Origin of the sequence: Anoxybacillus thermarum (assembly GCF_000836725.1) — a bacterium.
Classification (GTDB): domain Bacteria; phylum Bacillota; class Bacilli; order Bacillales; family Anoxybacillaceae; genus Anoxybacillus; species Anoxybacillus thermarum.
Genome location: NZ_JXTH01000003.1, coordinates 1 through 17,795, shown reverse-complemented (window position 1 = coordinate 17,795; position 17,795 = coordinate 1). Strand labels below are relative to the sequence as shown.

At 41.0% G+C, this 17,795-nt stretch carries 21 protein-coding genes and 1 tRNA gene; 7 read left to right on the top strand and 15 right to left on the bottom strand.

Translation table 11 applies throughout. The features are described 5' to 3' along the window. Nucleotides 1-54: 54 nt before the first annotated feature. From LH47_RS01115 to LH47_RS01105, 3 genes are all read right to left on the bottom strand, one after another. Complete coding sequence (locus tag LH47_RS01115) at nt 55-1,269, bottom strand: MFS transporter (protein WP_043963982.1); 1,215 nt, start codon at nt 1,267-1,269, stop codon at nt 55-57. 89 nt (nt 1,270-1,358) lie between these two features. Continuing rightward, the gene (gene sodA / locus LH47_RS01110; protein WP_043963980.1) at nt 1,359-1,967 is read right to left on the bottom strand and encodes a superoxide dismutase SodA; all 609 of its coding nucleotides are present in this window, start codon (nt 1,965-1,967) and stop codon (nt 1,359-1,361) included. 167 nt (nt 1,968-2,134) lie between these two features. Beyond that, nucleotides 2,135-2,208: transfer RNA gene (locus LH47_RS01105), tRNA-Ile, on the bottom strand. Nucleotides 2,209-2,343: 135 nt separating this feature from the next. Between LH47_RS01105 and LH47_RS01100 the strand changes: the two genes are divergently transcribed. Beyond that, nucleotides 2,344-3,114: a DUF1189 domain-containing protein gene (locus LH47_RS01100; RefSeq protein WP_084221223.1), complete on the top strand. Its 771-nt coding sequence runs from the start codon at nt 2,344-2,346 to the stop codon at nt 3,112-3,114. Nucleotides 3,115-3,122: 8 nt separating this feature from the next. Here the strand turns inward: LH47_RS01100 and LH47_RS01095 are convergent, their stop codons facing one another. Further along, on the bottom strand, nt 3,123-4,856 hold the full coding sequence (locus LH47_RS01095) for a methyl-accepting chemotaxis protein (protein WP_043963976.1): 1,734 nt from the start codon (nt 4,854-4,856) through the stop codon (nt 3,123-3,125). A 263-nt stretch (nt 4,857-5,119) separates the two neighbouring features. Between LH47_RS01095 and LH47_RS01090 the strand changes: the two genes are divergently transcribed. Both LH47_RS01090 and ispG read left to right on the top strand, forming a co-directional pair. Continuing rightward, nucleotides 5,120-5,431, top strand: coding sequence for a type IV pilus assembly protein FimV (locus tag LH47_RS01090; RefSeq protein WP_043964123.1), 312 nt, complete (start codon nt 5,120-5,122; stop codon nt 5,429-5,431). Between the two features lie 79 nt (nt 5,432-5,510). Continuing rightward, complete coding sequence (gene ispG, locus LH47_RS01085) at nt 5,511-6,605, top strand: flavodoxin-dependent (E)-4-hydroxy-3-methylbut-2-enyl-diphosphate synthase (RefSeq protein ID WP_043963974.1); 1,095 nt, start codon at nt 5,511-5,513, stop codon at nt 6,603-6,605. Nucleotides 6,606-6,627: 22 nt separating this feature from the next. Here the strand turns inward: ispG and LH47_RS01080 are convergent, their stop codons facing one another. Further along, nucleotides 6,628-6,966 carry a membrane protein gene (locus LH47_RS01080; RefSeq protein WP_043963972.1) on the bottom strand — a complete coding sequence of 113 codons (339 nt, stop codon included), beginning with the start codon at nt 6,964-6,966 and terminating at the stop codon, nt 6,628-6,630. 130 nt (nt 6,967-7,096) lie between these two features. Here LH47_RS01080 and LH47_RS01075 point away from each other — a divergent pair, with 130 nt between their 5' ends. Continuing rightward, a complete protein-coding gene (locus LH47_RS01075; RefSeq protein ID WP_009373995.1) occupies nt 7,097-7,672 on the top strand; it encodes a haloacid dehalogenase in 576 nt (191 codons plus the stop codon). 2 nt (nt 7,673-7,674) lie between these two features. Here the strand turns inward: LH47_RS01075 and LH47_RS01070 are convergent, their stop codons facing one another. Genes LH47_RS01070 through LH47_RS01055 form a run of 4 tightly spaced genes read right to left on the bottom strand, consistent with a single transcriptional unit; the run spans nt 7,675 to nt 10,663 of the window. Then, complete coding sequence (locus LH47_RS01070; RefSeq protein ID WP_043963968.1) at nt 7,675-8,100, bottom strand: Fur family transcriptional regulator; 426 nt, start codon at nt 8,098-8,100, stop codon at nt 7,675-7,677. Between the two features lie 6 nt (nt 8,101-8,106). After that, nucleotides 8,107-8,940 (bottom strand): metal ABC transporter permease, encoded by an 834-nt coding sequence (locus LH47_RS01065; protein WP_043963965.1) that lies wholly within the window; start codon nt 8,938-8,940, stop codon nt 8,107-8,109. A gap of 15 nt (nt 8,941-8,955) precedes the next feature. Then, nucleotides 8,956-9,711, bottom strand: coding sequence for a metal ABC transporter ATP-binding protein (locus LH47_RS01060; RefSeq protein WP_043963964.1), 756 nt, complete (start codon nt 9,709-9,711; stop codon nt 8,956-8,958). 58 nt (nt 9,712-9,769) lie between these two features. Continuing rightward, complete coding sequence (locus LH47_RS01055) at nt 9,770-10,663, bottom strand: YitT family protein (RefSeq protein WP_043963961.1); 894 nt, start codon at nt 10,661-10,663, stop codon at nt 9,770-9,772. 67 nt (nt 10,664-10,730) lie between these two features. On the opposite strand from LH47_RS01055, the gene LH47_RS01050 reads away from it, so the two are divergent. Beyond that, entirely contained in the window at nt 10,731-10,985 is a 255-nt protein-coding gene (locus LH47_RS01050; RefSeq protein WP_043963960.1) for a DUF2624 domain-containing protein, read from the top strand. A gap of 23 nt (nt 10,986-11,008) precedes the next feature. Here LH47_RS01050 and LH47_RS01045 read toward each other — a convergent pair whose 3' ends face one another. Together LH47_RS01045 and LH47_RS01040 are read right to left on the bottom strand one after the other, a co-directional pair. Next, on the bottom strand, nt 11,009-11,896 hold the full coding sequence (locus LH47_RS01045; protein ID WP_043963958.1) for a deoxyribonuclease IV: 888 nt from the start codon (nt 11,894-11,896) through the stop codon (nt 11,009-11,011). 13 nt (nt 11,897-11,909) lie between these two features. Next, nucleotides 11,910-13,187 (bottom strand): DEAD/DEAH box helicase, encoded by a 1,278-nt coding sequence (locus LH47_RS01040; RefSeq protein ID WP_043963956.1) that lies wholly within the window; start codon nt 13,185-13,187, stop codon nt 11,910-11,912. A gap of 156 nt (nt 13,188-13,343) precedes the next feature. On the opposite strand from LH47_RS01040, the gene vrrA reads away from it, so the two are divergent. Further along, the gene (vrrA, locus tag LH47_RS01035; RefSeq protein ID WP_043963954.1) at nt 13,344-13,814 is read left to right on the top strand and encodes a VrrA/YqfQ family protein; all 471 of its coding nucleotides are present in this window, start codon (nt 13,344-13,346) and stop codon (nt 13,812-13,814) included. Nucleotides 13,815-13,881: 67 nt separating this feature from the next. Next, nucleotides 13,882-14,829 (top strand): 4-hydroxy-3-methylbut-2-enyl diphosphate reductase, encoded by a 948-nt coding sequence (locus tag LH47_RS01030; protein ID WP_043963952.1) that lies wholly within the window; start codon nt 13,882-13,884, stop codon nt 14,827-14,829. A 9-nt stretch (nt 14,830-14,838) separates the two neighbouring features. On the opposite strand, the gene LH47_RS01025 is transcribed toward LH47_RS01030, so the two are convergent. From LH47_RS01025 to LH47_RS01010, 4 genes are all read right to left on the bottom strand, one after another. Then, entirely contained in the window at nt 14,839-15,957 is a 1,119-nt protein-coding gene (locus LH47_RS01025) for a Nif3-like dinuclear metal center hexameric protein (RefSeq protein ID WP_043963950.1), read from the bottom strand. Then, entirely contained in the window at nt 15,954-16,658 is a 705-nt protein-coding gene (locus LH47_RS01020; protein WP_043963948.1) for a tRNA (adenine(22)-N(1))-methyltransferase, read from the bottom strand. The genes LH47_RS01025 and LH47_RS01020 overlap by 4 nt, the downstream gene beginning before the upstream one ends. Before the next feature lie 90 nt (nt 16,659-16,748). Continuing rightward, nucleotides 16,749-17,111 carry a cytochrome c550 gene (gene cccA, locus LH47_RS01015; RefSeq protein ID WP_019416904.1) on the bottom strand — a complete coding sequence of 121 codons (363 nt, stop codon included), beginning with the start codon at nt 17,109-17,111 and terminating at the stop codon, nt 16,749-16,751. A 110-nt stretch (nt 17,112-17,221) separates the two neighbouring features. Then, the gene (locus LH47_RS01010) at nt 17,222-17,530 is read right to left on the bottom strand and encodes a hypothetical protein (protein WP_235341004.1); all 309 of its coding nucleotides are present in this window, start codon (nt 17,528-17,530) and stop codon (nt 17,222-17,224) included. Nucleotides 17,531-17,795 lie beyond the last annotated feature (265 nt).

Here is a 17,795-nt window from a genome sequence, read left to right as displayed (position 1 = left end):
GAGCACCTCCTTTACTTGCTCCTTCCTCATTGTAAAAGAAACGCTCGCAAATTTCTACATCGAAAGTCGAATGCGCCGCACAAAAAAATAAATAATGAAATGACCAGCTCCAACAATTAACATTAATGATGGAATGGCCTCCTTTGCATCAAACAACGTAATGGCTAATAAAAACAATAAAACAGACGTCGCACGTCCCCCGTTTAAAAATAGTTCACGCATGACAATATATTCAATTCGCCATTCTTTCGCATGATTGCTTTGACCAATGACATCAAATGTAAGCGACAAATATGGAACGAGTAAAATAGGATATCCGATGGCGATTAACGCGCCATAGATGATTAACTTTACATATGATAAATCAAAAATAATTAAAAAGACGGAAGCATACAACAGTACACCACCGAATAAAATGGCACGCAACCGCCATTGTTGCTTCATCCACTTAGACGCAAACGAGTACGTCACAAACGAAACGACCGCATTGACAAATCCAAATACACCGAGCGATTTTTCAGTTCCTGTCGCTATAAACAAAAAAATGGAAACAATAAACACAAACGTTCCTTCACGAAATCCTTGAAAAAAATGCGCGTTTGTAATCATTCGCCAATTTTTATTTTTCTTTCGCTCATCATATACGGAGCGAAGCGCAAATTGTCCTGTTGAACGACGGCGATGTAAAAAAAAGCTACATATGACAGCAGCAATAAATAGGCATAAAGAAGCTAAAAAAATCGCCATATATCCGGTAAACTTCTCGCTTGAAGCGATGACCCATCCTGCAAGCGGTGGGCCAATCATTCCCGCGACAGATGTCATCGCACCAAGCAATCCGTTAAATAAATCACGCGTATCTGGTTCAGTAATTTCAAACGTTAATACGTTAAATGCGAGCCAATAAAAGCCGTAACCGATGCCGAGCAAGCCGCCGAGTAAAAATAAATGGTTCATCGCCCGATCTCCGCTAAATAATACGACTAAAAAAAAGAACGCTAAAAACGTCACACCCATTCGTAAAACGATGACACGATCAATTTTTTTAGCAATTTGCCCAGCGACGACAAACGCCAATGGCTGCCATGTCACAATAGCCAAATTGTACACACCTAATGCTTGAAAACTGTTTACTTTTTTCCAAACGTATACGTTTACAAACGTATTCGACAAGGCGATGCTAAGGGAGTATAATCCGCCAATTGATAACAAAAGAAACAATTGGCGATGTGTTCGAATATGCTCCACTATTCGTTTCCATCTATTCATAGGCAAACTTCCTTTCTTGACAAGTAGTTTGCCTACTCTTTTACAACGATATACAAAAAGAGCTCGACAAATTGTCGAGCCCTTCTTCATTATTTCGCTGCTGCGTAACGCTTTGCAACTTCGTCCCAGTTAACAACATTCCAAAATGCTGAAATATAATCTGGACGACGGTTTTGATATTTCAAATAATACGCATGCTCCCATACGTCTAATCCTAAAATTGGTGTTTTTCCTTCCATTAACGGTGTATCTTGGTTTGGCGTGCTTGTCACTTCAAGTTGACCGTTATGAGCAACAAGCCAAGCCCATCCAGAACCGAAACGTGTTGCGGCAGCTTTCGAAAATTCTTCTTTAAATTTTTCGAAACTTCCAAACGTACGATTGATTGCTTCAGCGAGTTCACCTGTAGGTTCACCACCACCATTTGGTGAAAGAATAGTCCAAAAGAGCGAATGGTTCGCATGTCCGCCTCCGTTGTTACGAACAGCTGTGCGAATATTTTCAGGTACTGCATCTAAATTAGCCATTAACTCTTCAATTGTTTTGTTTTGCAATTCTGGATGACCTTCGAGCGCTGCGTTTAAATTTGTTACATACGCGTTATGATGTTTTGTGTGATGAATATTCATCGTTTCTTTGTCAATATGTGGTTCCAACGCGTCGTAAGCATAAGGCAATTGTGGTAATTCAAATGCCATGTTTCATTCCTCCTCATTCATTATGTAATTGTTCACAAATGAAACCGATTAACTAGATTAAGAAACAGAAAAGTTTCATAAGTGAACCTACCTTAAGAGTACCAAAATACATCGAATGTTTCAAATTATTTGCAAAAAAACCTCGCTAATTTGCTTAGCGAGGTAAATGGACCCTGCAGGACTCGAACCTGCGACCAGACGGTTATGAGCCGTCCGCTCTAACCAGCTGAGCTAAGGGTCCGCCATATCCGATGGTAATTTTATCAAAAAAGGTCAAGATCGTCAATACGTGCAACATACGAAACAAAAAGGTTGTGTACTAAATAGAAAAAGAAGTAGAATGAGAAATGATGACGCATAAAGGATGTGACTGATTATGTGGAAACGGTTGTTACAAAGTCTTTATTCTCCTGTACATATTGCACGCTTTCGCTTTCATCCAATCGGAAAGGCGATTAGCTACGTGTTTTTTTTATCGCTTATTGCAACGTTACCGATTGCCATTTACTTTACAATGAGCATAAACAAAATGATCGGCTCAACACATCAATTATTAAAAGAAGAGCTTCCTCCATTTGAAGTTGTCGATGGAGTATTGACATCCAACACACAAAAACCAATTGAGCTTACACGTCCAAACGTGACCATTTTATTCGATAGCACAGGTACACTCACAACAGATGATGCGGCGCGTTATACGAATGCAGTGGCGTTTTTAAAGGAACAATTTGCGCTTGTTGCCAATGGACACGTCCAGTCATATCCGTATGCTTTCATGCAAGCGGAACGTTTTACAAACGAAGATGTATATGAATTTGCCCGTACGCTTCAATCGTTGCTTCCTATTGTGATTTCATTATCGTTTCTCGTATTATACTTTTTCACATGCACAAGCAAATTTCTTTACGTTACCGTTCTCGCATTCATCGGACTTATTTTTCGAGGCACGTTAAATAAGCGTGGAACGTACCGCCATATGTGGAGCATCTCGGCTTATTCGATTACATTATCAACCATCTTTTTCACAATAATGGAAGCTCTACAAATTGTCGTTCCTTATGCTGTCGGTTTAGATTGGTTCGTTTCTGTCACGATTTTGTTCGCTTCCATCAAAGAACTTCCTTCTATGAAAGAAGCAGGCCATTAGCCTGCTTCTTATAGTTTAAATGCTGCAGTCAGTGCGGATAATGATTGCGATAATTCATTTAATCGTTCACCAACACGATGCATATCATTCATCTGCTTCGTTTGATCATATGAAACAGACATCATTTCTTCTGCGCTTGCTAGCGTTTGTTGAGCAACAGAAGCAAATGCCACAGTCACCGTCTCAATCATCGGCAATAATTGCTGAAACTGTCCCAATTCACCTTCCATTTGCGCCACGTTGCGATTGACGCGCTGAATTTCTTTTAACAAATGGTCAAACGAACGCTTTGCCTCATTTGCGGACGTGAGTTGATGTTGTAAATGCGTGACCATCCCTTCAAACTGATTTGTCGCATGAATCGATACTTCCTCCATCGCAAAAATGGACGATGTAATTTCTTCCGTTGCTTTTGAAGCATGTTCCGCCAGCTTTCTCACTTCTGTGGCGACGACCGCAAATCCTTTTCCAGCTTCTCCAGCGCGCGCCGCTTCAATTGTTGCGTTGAGCGCCAATAACTTCGTTTGCTCGGCAATTTGTCGAATGACATCCACCACTTTTGTAATCGACATAGAATGGTGTTTCACACTTTGAATCGTGTCATTTACTTTTTTAAATTGCTCGGCAAATGAATGAATATCCGCAATTAAATGCGACAGCCTCTCTTCTCCACCTTTCGAAGACTTATTCATATCGCTAGTGCTTGCTGAAATGTTTTGCACGCTCACTAATACATGTTGCATTCGCTTTTTCATCTCATCGACGCGATGAATGCTTTCGTCTGAAGCATTGGCCGTTTCTTCCGCCCCTTGTTTCACAGTAGAAATGGCTGCCAAGAGCTGATCGTTTGATTCAATGGCATGTTCAGACACATGCTCTAAGTCGCCTCCTGTGATGGCTAGCTGTCTTGTTGTTTCGTCCATTTCACGAATAACATTTCTCATGCTCGTCAACATCCGTTGAAAGCTGCGCGCAAGCGAATCAATTTCCGGCGTTGTCGAATAAATATGTTCGTCAACCGTTAAATCTCCTCGCGACAATCGGCTCATCGCTTGCCGAAGTTGGGCAATCGGCTTCGTTAATCCGTTCACTAACCATTTAATCATGATCGTTGAGATAACAACACTAATCATAATCGTTACAATTGTTAACTTAGCAAGCTGTTGGATCGGCTTCATAAACTGTTCATCCGGCACAGCAACGACATATGTCCCTTTCAATTCTTGAATAGTTTTATATGCAAATGTATATGTACGTCCGTTCCATTCCAAATGCGACACACCATTTTTTTGTTTCGTAATTATTTGTTGGACGGATGATGGTACATTGAGCTGTTTATTTTGCCCAAACGTTGTTACTTGTCTATCTCCAATTAAAAAAATGTCTGCGCTCAATCCATCTTGCATCAGTACCGCTTTTTGTTGCTTTACTGCAGACCGTAAACTTTTTTCAAACAGTTGCTCATTTCCAGCATGAATATACATAAGATTACGTGATACTTCAAACATCATCGTCGCCTCTCGCTCAAGGCGATTTTCGATCGCTTTTACCGTCGTTTGTTTCGCTTGATGATAAGCAATCATCCCGACGGCACTTAACGAAATAATTAACACACCCAAAAATAAAATAAATAAACGGTTTTGCAAACTAATTTTTAATAACCATTGTTTTATTTTCGGTGATGGTTGAAACACAGGCACTCGCACAAGCTTTTTTATATGTTTTAACCGCTGTCTCAACATATATCCCCCCTTCGACAAATACAGACAAAGAATACCAAAAAAATGTAAATATCATGTTAATGTAATGTAAAGGGATGTAAAGAGAATGTAATTTTTACGCATATATCGTTTGGACATGCCATATGGATAAAACAGAAGAATGGGTAGTGTCAAAAATTCTATGAAAAGTGCCGATGGGCGACGTGTTGAAGGAAAATAAAGGGGATGGTGAAGTCGGATTCGCCCTTGACCAACACTCGCCAAAGGAGAAGCGGGGGAATGCCATGAAAAAAGTTTTCATCTTTCTTGTATGCCTTGCGATATGTGCGATCGCTTACCATGATATAACAGAAGGGACAATTCATACAATCCGTGCAGAAAAAACGTTCAAACCAACAAAGGAGCTTCCATATCGTGAAGTCATGATCCAACGAGGAGATACGCTCCTTTCAATCGTCGAGCGTGAGATGAATGGGAAATCACCCGTATCTATCGATCAGCTCATTGCTGATTTTCAAAAGTTGAATCCACATGTTAACGCCCATTCCCTTCAAATCGGAAAAACGTACCGCATTCCGTACTATGAGCAGAAATAGCAAAAACGTTGTCAACAAACAAGAAACATTGCTACAATAAAAAATGATTCGATTAATACGTTAAAGGAGCGATTGACTCGTGAGCGAAATCATTCATCGTTCGAAAACCCGCCCCGTTCGCGTCGGGAACATTACAATTGGCGGGAATAACGAAGTCGTCATTCAAAGTATGACGACGACAAAAACGCATGATGTAGAAGAAACCGTTGCTCAAATACATCGACTCGAAGAAGCTGGATGCCAAATCGTTCGCGTCGCTTGCCCAGACGAAAGAGCAGCAGATGCGATTGCTGAAATAAAAAAACGCATCAATATTCCGCTCGTTGTCGATATTCATTTCGACTACCGCCTTGCTTTAAAAGCGATTGAAAACGGAGCAGATAAAATTCGGATTAACCCCGGAAACATCGGAAAGCGGGAAAAAGTAGAAGCGGTTGTAAAAGCTGCAAAAGAGCGTGGGGTTCCGATTCGCATCGGGGTAAACGCTGGTTCACTCGAAAAACGCATTTTAGAAAAATACGGCTATCCGACTGCAGATGGCATGGTCGAAAGCGCGTTGCATCATATTCGCATCTTAGAAGACCTTGATTTTTATGACATTATCGTTTCGCTGAAAGCTTCCGATGTTCGTTTAGCGATTGAAGCATATGAAAAAGCTGCACGCACGTTCGACTATCCGCTCCATCTTGGCATTACGGAATCGGGTACGCTATTTGCAGGAACAGTGAAAAGTGCTGCGGGACTTGGTGCCATTTTAAGTAAAGGAATTGGCAATACGGTACGTGTATCCCTTAGCGCTGACCCTGTCGAAGAGGTAAAAGTAGCACGTGAATTGTTGAAAACATTCGGTCTTGCGGCAAACGCTGCGACATTAATTTCTTGTCCGACATGCGGAAGAATTGAAATTGACTTAATTCGTATTGCAAATGAAATTGAAGAATATATTGCCCAAATTCAAGCGCCAATTAAAGTAGCCGTTCTCGGTTGTGCGGTCAACGGGCCAGGAGAGGCGCGCGAAGCTGACATCGGCATTGCAGGGGCACGCGGCGAAGGATTATTGTTCCGTCACGGAAAAATTGTTCGTAAAGTGCCTGAAGAAACAATGGTTGAAGAATTGAAAAAAGAAATTGACAAATTAGCGGAAGAATATGCATTGAAAGGAAAGCAAAAATAAGAGGGGAATATTCCCCTCTTATTTACCAAAATCGGACGAAAAAGCTTAAAATAATGGAAACAGCTCCAATTCCAATCGCCCAAGCCCCTAACGTTTCTGCTCCTCGACGCCGGGCAATGAAGCCGAAAATAATACCGGCTGCCCCCATGATGACTGGCATTAAGAAAAGAGAAACAACCGATAACGCAAGTGCAAGCCAGCCAACGCCACGACCGTTTTCTTCACGATCGACTTTTCTTTCAGAAAATCGGATTGGCTCAGCAATTTCACCTGCTGTTTCTTCCATAAAATCTCGCTCAACATTCGGAAAAGTATCTATTCGTTCGTTATCGTACACTCGACGCTGACGTTCATTGTCCATGACAATTCCCTCGCTTTCGTAAAATGAGGAGCACTATTATTATGCAATAAGCGATACGTCATTATAGATGTTACTTTATGTCAATGATATAATGGGCGAGAAAAGCACATCATAGAAAGGATGAACAAACATGATCAAACGGCGATTTGGGATCGATATTGATGGGACAGTAACATGTCCAAGTACGTTTATTCCATATTTAAACAAATCGTTCCAAAAAAATTTAACGCTTGATGATATTACGGATTACGATTTAGTTCCTTTTTTAGATACAACGGAAGAAAAATTAAATGAATGGATGGAACAATACGAACCGATCATCTACAGCGAAGCACCTCTTGCGAACGGAGCATTAGAGGTCATTAATAGTTGGAAAGATGAATATGAGTTGTATTACATTAGTGCACGAGGTCGCCACTTATATGAAATCACAGAAAAATGGTTTCAACAACAAGGCGTTCATTACCATCATATCGAACTGATCGGTTCACACGATAAAATTGAAGCAGTAAAGAAATATAAAATCGACATGTTTTTTGAAGATAAATACGATAACGCTTGCGATATTGCTGAACAATGTCTCATTCCTGTCATTTTATTTGATACCCCTTACAATCGCGGTCCGCTCCCAAAAGGCGTCATTCGCGTGTACAATTGGTATGAAGCAAAACAACGAGTAGAACAATTACTCACAACAACAAGCTGACATTACACGTCAGCTTGTTGTTGGCACATCGGGCATGTTCCGTACACTTCAAACTTATGTCCTGAAATCGTATATCCATGCAAATCTTCCGCTAATTCATTCATCGGACACGTTACAAGTTCTTTCGTTTTTCCGCACGACATGCAAATAAAATGGTGATGGTGGTGATGCACATTACATGTAAACCGAAAGCGCTTCTCTCCAGACAGCTCAGTCATTTCTAAAATGCCGAGCTCAACAAATAACGCCAAGTTGCGATAAACTGTATCGAAACTAAGTCCCGGATACCGATCTTTCATTACATCAAGCACATCTTTTGCCGTTAAATATTTATCTGTTTTTGCAAACAGCTCAAGCATTTCTTCGCGCTTTCCTGTATACTTAAACCCCTTTTCTTTCATTAACCGTAGCGCTTCAGAAACGTTCACGCTTCGTCATCCTCTCTTCCATTTTCTCCACACGATCGCACCAATTAATATACAAACAGCTAACAACACAATCGTTCCGCCGGGAGCTAAATTCAAATAATATGAAAGAAATAAACCGACAATGACAGCAAGCTCACCAAATAGAACTGACAACCATAACGCTTGTTTAAATCCTCTTGCGATTCGAATGCTTGCGGCAACAGGAAGCGTCATGAGCGATGAGACGAGCAAAATACCGACAATTCGCATCGATGCGGCAATGACAAGAGCAACTAACACGATGAAAACGAAATGAAGCGCCCTTACCTTTACTCCTGATGCTTGGGCATATTCTTCGTCAAATGATAAAATAAACCACTCTTTATAGAGCAGAAAAATAACAGCAAACACGATGAAAAAAATGATGCTAATTGTCCATACATCCGTTCGGCTTACCGCGCTAACGCTTCCGAACAAATATGAAAACAAATCAGTATTGAAGCCATCCGCAAGTGAAATAAAAATGACGCTTAAGCCGATGCCTCCTGATAAAATGATCGGAATCGCTAATTCTTGATAATGCTTATATACGGTACGCAACTTTTCAATAAATAACGAACCAGCAACCGAAAACGCCATGCCCACATAAATCGGGTTGAATGTCGCCCCCATGACAAACGTTTTTTGTACAAGTAAACTGGCCGCAATTCCTGCAAGCGTGACATGACTCAACGCATCCGCAATAAGCGATAATCTCCGTACGACAATAAACACACCTAAAAGAGGAGCGATGAGCCCAATTAATATGCCAACAATAAACGCATTTTGTAAAAATTCATATTGAAATAACGCCTCTAGCATAATCTCCCCCTCTTTCTATGCATGGTCATGGGCAAGTAGGTGAAGATGATGCCCGTAAAATGATGCTAAATCTTCTGTTTTCAGCTGCGCAAACTGTTGCACGCTTCCATGGAAATGCAAATGTTTGTTTAAACAAGCGACATGCGTCACTTTTTCCGTAATCGTTCCAATATCGTGCGTCACAAGAAGCAATGTCATATGATGTTGTTTATTCAATCGTTCAAGCATGTCGTAAAAGCTTTGTACATGATGCACATCAACCCCAACAGTTGGCTCATCTAAAATTAAAAATTCAGGTTGTGACACAATCGCACGTGCGATAAATACACGTTGTTGTTGCCCACCCGAAAGTTCTCCAATGTTTCGATGAATAAAAGGGCTCATGCCAACTGCATCAATCGCTTCATATACTGCTTTTTCGTCGCTTTTTTTTAATCGACGAAATAATCCGAGCTTTCCAGCTAAACCGCTCGCTACAACTTCATATACTGTCGCAGGAAATCCGGTATTAAAACTGTTTGCCTTTTGAGAGACAAATCCAATTTTATGCCAATCTTTAAACTGCTCAATTGGCGTGCCGAATAAAAAAATGCGCCCTGTTTGCGGTTTTAACAATCGCAAAATGCATTTTAGCAGCGTTGATTTCCCTGACCCGTTCGGACCAACTAAACCAACGAAAGCACCTTTCGGAATGTGAAAATGAATATGTTGCAGTACATCTTCATCGTCATATCGAAACGACACGTCTTCTATACGTAAAATATCGTCCATCGTTTGACCACCTTAATTCAAAATGATTCCGATTCATAGTATAACGCATTTATTTTCATTAATGAATAGCAGACTTAAATTTTGCTCCACGCACTTCTTGTGTATTCATAATCGTAATAAACGCATTCGAATCAATTTCATATACAATTGATTTTAGCTTCGTCACTTCCAGACGAGTAACAACGGCATAAATCACTTCTTTTTGTTCGTCTGTATATCCGCCTTTTCCCATCAACTTCGTCGTTCCACGGCCAAGTCGATTTAAAATGGCATCTGATACTTCTTCGTAACGATCTGATACGATAAGCACTGCTTTTGTTTCATCTAATCCTTGAATGACCGTATCAATCGTTTTAAAAGCGATATAATAAGTTAAAACGGAGTACATCGCTTGCTTTGGTCCGAATACAAATGCGGCCCAAGTAAAAATAAAAACGTTTGTAAACATGACAAATTCTCCAACAGAAAATGGCAACTTTTTCGTCATTAAAATACCTAAAATTTCTGTGCCATCTAATGAACCACCATGGCGAATCACAAGCCCTACCCCAGCGCCGAGAATGGCTCCGCCAAACACCGTTGCTAAAATGGAATCCGTTGTAAATGGAGATACATGATGAAACAACCGCTCCATGACAGCTAATACAATGATCGAATAGAGAGAGGAGAGCATAAACGTTTTTCCGATTTGTTTATAACCGAAATACATAAATGGCGCATTGAGTAAAATGACAAGCGTGGCAAAGTTCAACCATGCGTAGTTTGGAAGAATGCGATCAAGAATAAGCGATATACCGATGACTCCACCATCAATGATTTCATTAGGCACTAAAAACAATTCGATCGATAACGCAGCAAGCGTCGCACCGACCGTCATCATCACGACACGATACATTAAATGGCTAATCGTCTCTTTTTTATGTTGTCTTTTCAAATAAATCTCCCCCTTCATCTATTTTCATTATACCATTGCACGCTTCCTTCTTTCTTCTCATATGGTAAACAAGGAGGGATGTTACGTGAATGTGTATCATAAAATCGTCCAGCATAAAATGAAATCCATCACGGCAAATGAATTAATGATGTATGCGAAGGAATATAACGTTCCACTTTCCCAAAAAGACGCCGAAACGATCATTCAAATGATGCGTGAAAAAACGATCGATATGTTTAATGAACAAGCGAGGAAAAATTGGATTCGCGAACTCGCCCAGCGCACATCACCACAACTTGCTAAACAAGCTAATGACTTCATTCGACAATTTATACAGTAAGAAGGCTGCCCACAGACAGCCTTCTACTCGACAATTTTCTCTCGAACGTTTGGGTCAAACTGTTGCGCACGCAACATCGCAATTTCAAATTGATATGGCGGTTTCGCCGCTGCTTTCTCCCCAACATATGGCGTTTCTAAAATTTTTGGGACGTGCATAAGCCGTGGATGATGCACAATATAATTTAGCGCATCAAAACCGATATAACCAAAACCGATATTTTCATGACGGTCTTTCCGACTTCCACACGGATTTTTACTATCATTAATATGCAATACTTTTAGACGATCAAGCCCGATAATGCGATCAAATTGTTCTAATACGCCATCAAAATCGTTCACAATATCGTATCCCGCATCATGTGTATGACATGTATCAAAACAAACAGAAAGCTTATCGTTATGCGTGACACCGTCAATGATTTTTGCTAACTCTTCAAAGCGACTGCCACATTCAGACCCTTTTCCCGCCATCGTTTCTAAGGCAATTTGCACTTGTTGGTCATTGGTAATGACTTCGTTTAATCCTTCAATAATTTTTGCAATGCCTGCTTCCACACCTGCACCGACGTGCGCACCAGGATGAAGGACGAGCTGCTTCGCACCAATCGCTTCTGTTCGTTCAATTTCGGAACGTAAAAAAGAAACGCCAAGCGAAAACGTATCTGCATTGATTGTATTTCCGATATTAATAATGTACGGGGCGTGCACAACAATTTCTTCAATCCCATGTTGTTTCATATGGGCAAGCCCTTGAACAATGTTTAGCTCCTCAATCGGTTTACGCCTTGTGTTTTGTGGTGCCCCCGTATAAATCATAAACGTATTTGCTCCATAAGATACCGCTTCTTTACTTGCAGCTAATAACATTTCTTTCCCGCTCATCGAAACATGCGAACCAATTTTTAACACATCTTTCTCTCCCTTATTTCTTTTTCGCTCTTTGTTTTTTCAACTGTTCTCGCAATTTTTTCTTATATCCCGGTTTGACTTTCTTTTGTTTTTTCGCTATTTTTTCAACGAGTTGCTCAACTTCATCTTTTTTCTCTTTTTTCCGCCCGTTCCACGCATCAAGCTCAATCCATTCGCCATGACGGAAATCGCGATGAAGGAAATGAATTCCCTTTTTCTCTAACTTCACTAGCGCATGTTGATCAGATGGTTCGTAAATCGTTGTTGCCATACCAGCATAACCTGCACGGCCCGTTCGCCCCGTACGATGTACGTAAAAATCTAAATCCGCTGGCAGTTCATAGTTGATGACGTGGCTGACACCTTCAATATCAATTCCACGCGCCGCCAAATCTGTTGCGACAATGTATTGAAATTGTAAATCACGAATCGCTTTCATCATCTTTTTCCGCTCACGTGGAGTTAAATCCCCATGTAACACTCCTACTTTTAATCCTTTTTCAATTAAACCATTCGCTACTTCATCGGCCGTTTTACGCGTGTTTACAAAAACAATAGCTAAATATGGATTGTAACTAACTAATATATCGTGTAAAAGCTGCAAACGATCACGATGGCGAAGCGGGATCAAAATATGTTGAATGGCTGGTGCCGCCACTTGTTTCGGAGCAATATGAATATGTGTTGGGTGCTCCATATATTTTTTCAAAAACGGCTTTAACTTTTCTGGAATCGTCGCTGAAAAGACGAGCATTTGTAAATCTTCTGGCATTCGTCCTGCCACTTGATCGACATCTGTAATAAATCCCATATCAAGCATGACATCTGCCTCATCAATAACAAGCATGCGAGCCGTATGAACAAATAGCGCTTGTTCGCGAACGAGATCGTACACGCGCCCCGGCGTGCCAATAACAATATGAGGTTGTGTTTTCAACTTCTCAATCGATCGTAATTTATCTGTTCCACCGACAAAACAACGCGCTGTAATGCGATGATCATTTGGACAAAATTTCGTTATTTTTAACACTTCATGATAAATTTGCGTAGCTAACTCACGCGTCGGCGCTGTAATAACCGCCTGTACTTCCTCAACGTGCGGATCAATGCGCTCGATGATTGGCAATAAATACGCATGCGTCTTTCCTGTTCCCGTTTGTGATTGTCCGATCACGCTCTCTCCACGCAAGACAGCAGGAATGACACGCTCTTGAATGGGTGTTGGTTTATGAAACTTTAAATGATGAAGCGCTTCTATGATAAACGGATGAAACGAAAAACGTTCAAACATAGTTTCTCATCCCCTTTCTTCTTCAGTAAAAAAATAGACCAGTTACATATTATATACGAACATAAACGGTTCATTCAACTATATGAGCTTTTCTGCATATCGTAGTATAGATAAAAAAACGCAAACCTTCACTTCATACAGAAAGGAGGAACTTCATTGCGACATCCATTCATGTTTCCACCTTCCCGTTCGCCTATGCCGTCTATGTGGCAACAACCGATGATGCGCCAAGCACAGGGGGGCATGTTTTCCCGATTGTTTGGCAGCCAATTTCCTGCTCAAACGTTTGGTGCTGGCGGTGCATTGCCAAGTATCGATTCAATGTTAACGAATGTACAAAAAATGTTAAACATGGTCCAAACGATTACACCAATGGTGCAACAATACGGTCCACTCATTAAAAGCGTTCCATCGATGATGCGCCTTTTTCGCGAATTTAAACAATCAGACACAACAAACGAAACAACTAAAACAGCAAGCGAAACAAACGAAACAGCACACGCAACGAGCGCGGCAACGACAGAGCAACAACCCCTAAAAAAACAACGCCCAATTCCAACAAAACGCGAACGAAAACAAGAAAAAACGAATGAAAAAGGGAAATCTGTGCCAAAACTATATATTTAACTTTTGTATGTTCGCTCCTTCTTTTATATAATGAATACGACAAACACGCCAAGAAGGAGCGATCCATATGGAAGTCATTAAAATTACGCCACGCGGATATTGTTACGGAGTCGTTGATGCGATGGTCATCGCCCGCAACGCCGCTCTCGATCCGACGCTGCCAAGACCGATCTACATTTTAGGCATGATCGTTCATAATAAACATGTGACAGATGCGTTTGCACAAGAAGGAATTATTACACTTGACGGTCCGAATCGACTTGAAATTTTAGAAAACATCGATCGCGGCACAGTCATTTTTACTGCTCACGGCGTTTCACCTGAAGTAAAACAGCGAGCAAGAGAAAAAGGGCTTGTCACTATTGACGCTACATGCCCAGATGTGACAAAAACACACGAGCTTATTCGGGAAAAAGTAGCGAACGGATACGAAGTCATTTACATCGGAAAAAAAGGGCACCCTGAACCAGAAGGGGCTGTCGGCGTTGCGCCACACGCCGTTCATTTAATTGAAAAACCTGAAGATGTAGAACAACTAAATATTCAAGCAAAACATATTATTGTTACGAACCAAACGACAATGAGCCAATGGGACGTTGCACATATTATGGAAAAAGTAAAAGAAAAATATCCACATGTTGAAATGCATCGTGAAATTTGTTTAGCTACACAAGTGCGGCAAGAAGCGGTCGCTGAACAAGCAAAAGAAGCAGATGTCACGATCGTTGTCGGTGATCCGAGAAGCAATAATTCAAACCGACTTGCCCAAGTATCTGAAGAAATTGCTGGAACGAAAGCATATCGTGTAGCGGATGTGACTGAAATCAACATCGAATGGATTAAAGACGCCAAAAAAGTAGCAGTTACTGCCGGCGCATCTACACCGACACCGATTACAAAAGAAGTCATTGATTTTTTGGAACAGTTCGACCCGAACAATCCTGAAACATGGAAAAGAGAACGAAAAGTTCCGCTTGAAAAAATTTTACCAAAAGTGAAAAAAAGAGGCGAATAAGCCTCTTTTTTATATAAACGTAAACGGTTCCGTATGAGCTTGTGATACGTATATATCGACATCAAATTTTTGTTTTGCAAACATCGTTTTTAATACGTTCGCCACCCCTTCTTTCATCACTTTTTCGACATGATGTCCCGGATCAACGACATTCAAGCCGAGCATTAGTGCATCATGTGCCACATGATAATATAAGTCGCCAGTAACATACACATCCGCACCCCTCATTTTCGCTTGATGAATATACTTGTTTCCATCTCCGCCGATAACTGCAACTTTTCGTACACGACTCGTCAATTCGCCAACAACACGAACAGCTGGTACACGCAATGTATGTTTCACATGTTCAGCAAATTGTTGCAATGTCATTTCTTCGCTTAACGTCCCAATTCGTCCAAGCCCATATGTCGTTCCTTTATTTTCAAGCGGATATATATCATATGCCACTTCTTCGTACGGATGTGCTTGTAACATCGCTTGAACAACTTTTCTTTGCAGACGCGCAGGAACAATCGTTTCTATGCGCACTTCTTCCACTGTTTCTAACGTTCCTTGTTGACCGATAAACGGATTAGCTCCTTCCTCTGGTCGAAACGTCCCGATTCCTTCGCTATTGAATGTACAATGGCTATAATTTCCGATATGTCCAGCCCCCGCATCACCAATCGCTTTTCTTACTGCATCCGCATGTGTGCGCGGCACGTATACAACAAGCTTTTTCAGCGGTTCTTCATACGTGGGCACAAGAACATCAACGTTTTGCAGCTGAAGCGCTTCAGCGAGCCAATCATTTACCCCACCTTTTACAATATCTAAATTTGTATGCGCCGCATAAATCGCAATATCGTGTTTTATACATTTTTCGATCATACGACCGTACGGTTGATCGGTAACAATATGTTTGAGAGGCCGGAAAATTGGCGGATGATGCGCAATGATTAAATCAATGTTTTGTTCGACCGCTTCATCGACAACATGTTCTAATACATCTAACGTAATCATGATACGGCGAATCGGTTTATTTAGCGTGCCGATTTGCAACCCGATTTTATCATCTTCCATCGCTAAATGTTTTGGGGCAAACTGTTCAAACAATTGAATGACTTCATATCCGTTCGGCGTCTTCATCGCTTCAAAACCTCCTCTACCATCTGTAACGTGTCAACAAATTGTTGTCTTTTTTTGACCGCTTCTTCCGTTTTCGCATATTTCAATTGCTCGATAACGTTTTGCCAATGCTTCATTTCCATTGCCCATTTTTTTTCAAATACTTCGTTTCGTTCTTTCAATAAAAACGGACCGAGCAACAGCTCAACATGAAGTTGCGTATACGGACGATAAGGATCGCCACGGTCTGCAACGAGCACTTCGTACATTTGCCCATCTTCCTCTAAAATGCGTTCATCAATTAATTCCCATTCATTGTCTAGCAACCATTTTCGCACAATATGTGCACCGACATTTGGTTGTAAAATTAAACGTTGAACGGATGCCAATTTTTCCTTTCCTGCTTCTAAAATGTTTGAGATAAGCGTTCCTCCCATCCCTGCAATTGTTACACAATCGACTTCATTCGGGGCCACAACTTGTAGTCCATCCCCTTTTCGAACGGAAATGACGTGAGAAAGCCCACACTTTTCGACTTGTTGTTTGGCAGAACGAAACGGTCCGTCCGCTACTTCCCCTGCAACTGCTTTTGTTATGTATCCGTGCAAATACGCGTAACACGGCAAATACGCATGATCTGAACCGATGTCTGCTAGTACGCTTCCTTTTGGAATAAATGAAACAACTGTTTGCAATCGCTTAGATAGCTGTAATTCGTTCACGATGATCACCACACTTTTTTCTTCAGTTTATCATGTTTTATAAGAAACGAAAAATCCCTTCACCGAAGTAAAGGGATCTTTCTTCTCCGTTTATTTTAATTCAGAAAGCCATTTTGCCATTTCTTCTGCTTGATCCGCAGGGACTAATCCAGCTGGCATGCTTCCGCGACCGTTTACTAGCACGTCTTTAATTTGGTCAACAGATAGACGATCACCGACACCTTTTAATGCCGGACCAACGCCGCCTTCATAGTTCGCGCCGTGACATGCAACACAGCTTTTTTTGTAAATGTCTTCTGGACCTGCAGCTGCTGTTTCTTCTGTCTTCGCGCCGCCTTCTTTCTCTTTCGCAACTTCTTTCATATCCCCGAGGCCTTTTACAGACAGAAAGAAAATGAGGCCAATTCCCATCACCATAATAAGTGCAAATGGGATTAACGGATTGCGATTCATACTTTACCCTCCCTTATGTAATAAAGCATGTTTTTCAAAATGAAAACGTTACAAACAATTTTATTGTACTTTAAATTCCCATAAAGGAAAAGCCCTGTATGTAAATTTTTTTAAATGAAAAATGAAGAAAAAAGAAGAATGATGCCGACAATGCCCGAAATGACAAAATACACAAGCGAAAAACGCCAGCCGATCAACAGCCAAACGAAACAATTTCCCATCACCGTGAACGCTAATGCACTTATGCTTCCAGAAAAATAAACATCGCATGCACGAATAGAAAGTAGAAGAAGCGATAAAGCACCGATAATGAGAGCCATATGAACAATGATTTTATGTTGTGCAAAAAAACGAACAGAAACAAAACAAATTATGACAAAAAGTGACAAAAGTGTGAGTAAAATATTTGTGGGTGACATTCAGGAATGATTCCCCGACGAGGGTTGCGAACTTTTGTTCGCGACGCTCGTCGGGGCCACCAAGCGAAGCGCGGTAGAAAAAAGCAAATGTCATGCAAAAAGGACTCTCTCCCTGCTATGATGGTGATGACCAACATCAATAAAACAGGAGGGAGAGAGTCCATGAAACATTTTACCACAGAATGGCCTTTATTAAAAGAGCTGGAGGAACAATTAGTCAGAACTCTTCAAAAGGTGTTCGCTGTCTTGTTGGCGGCCCTTTTGG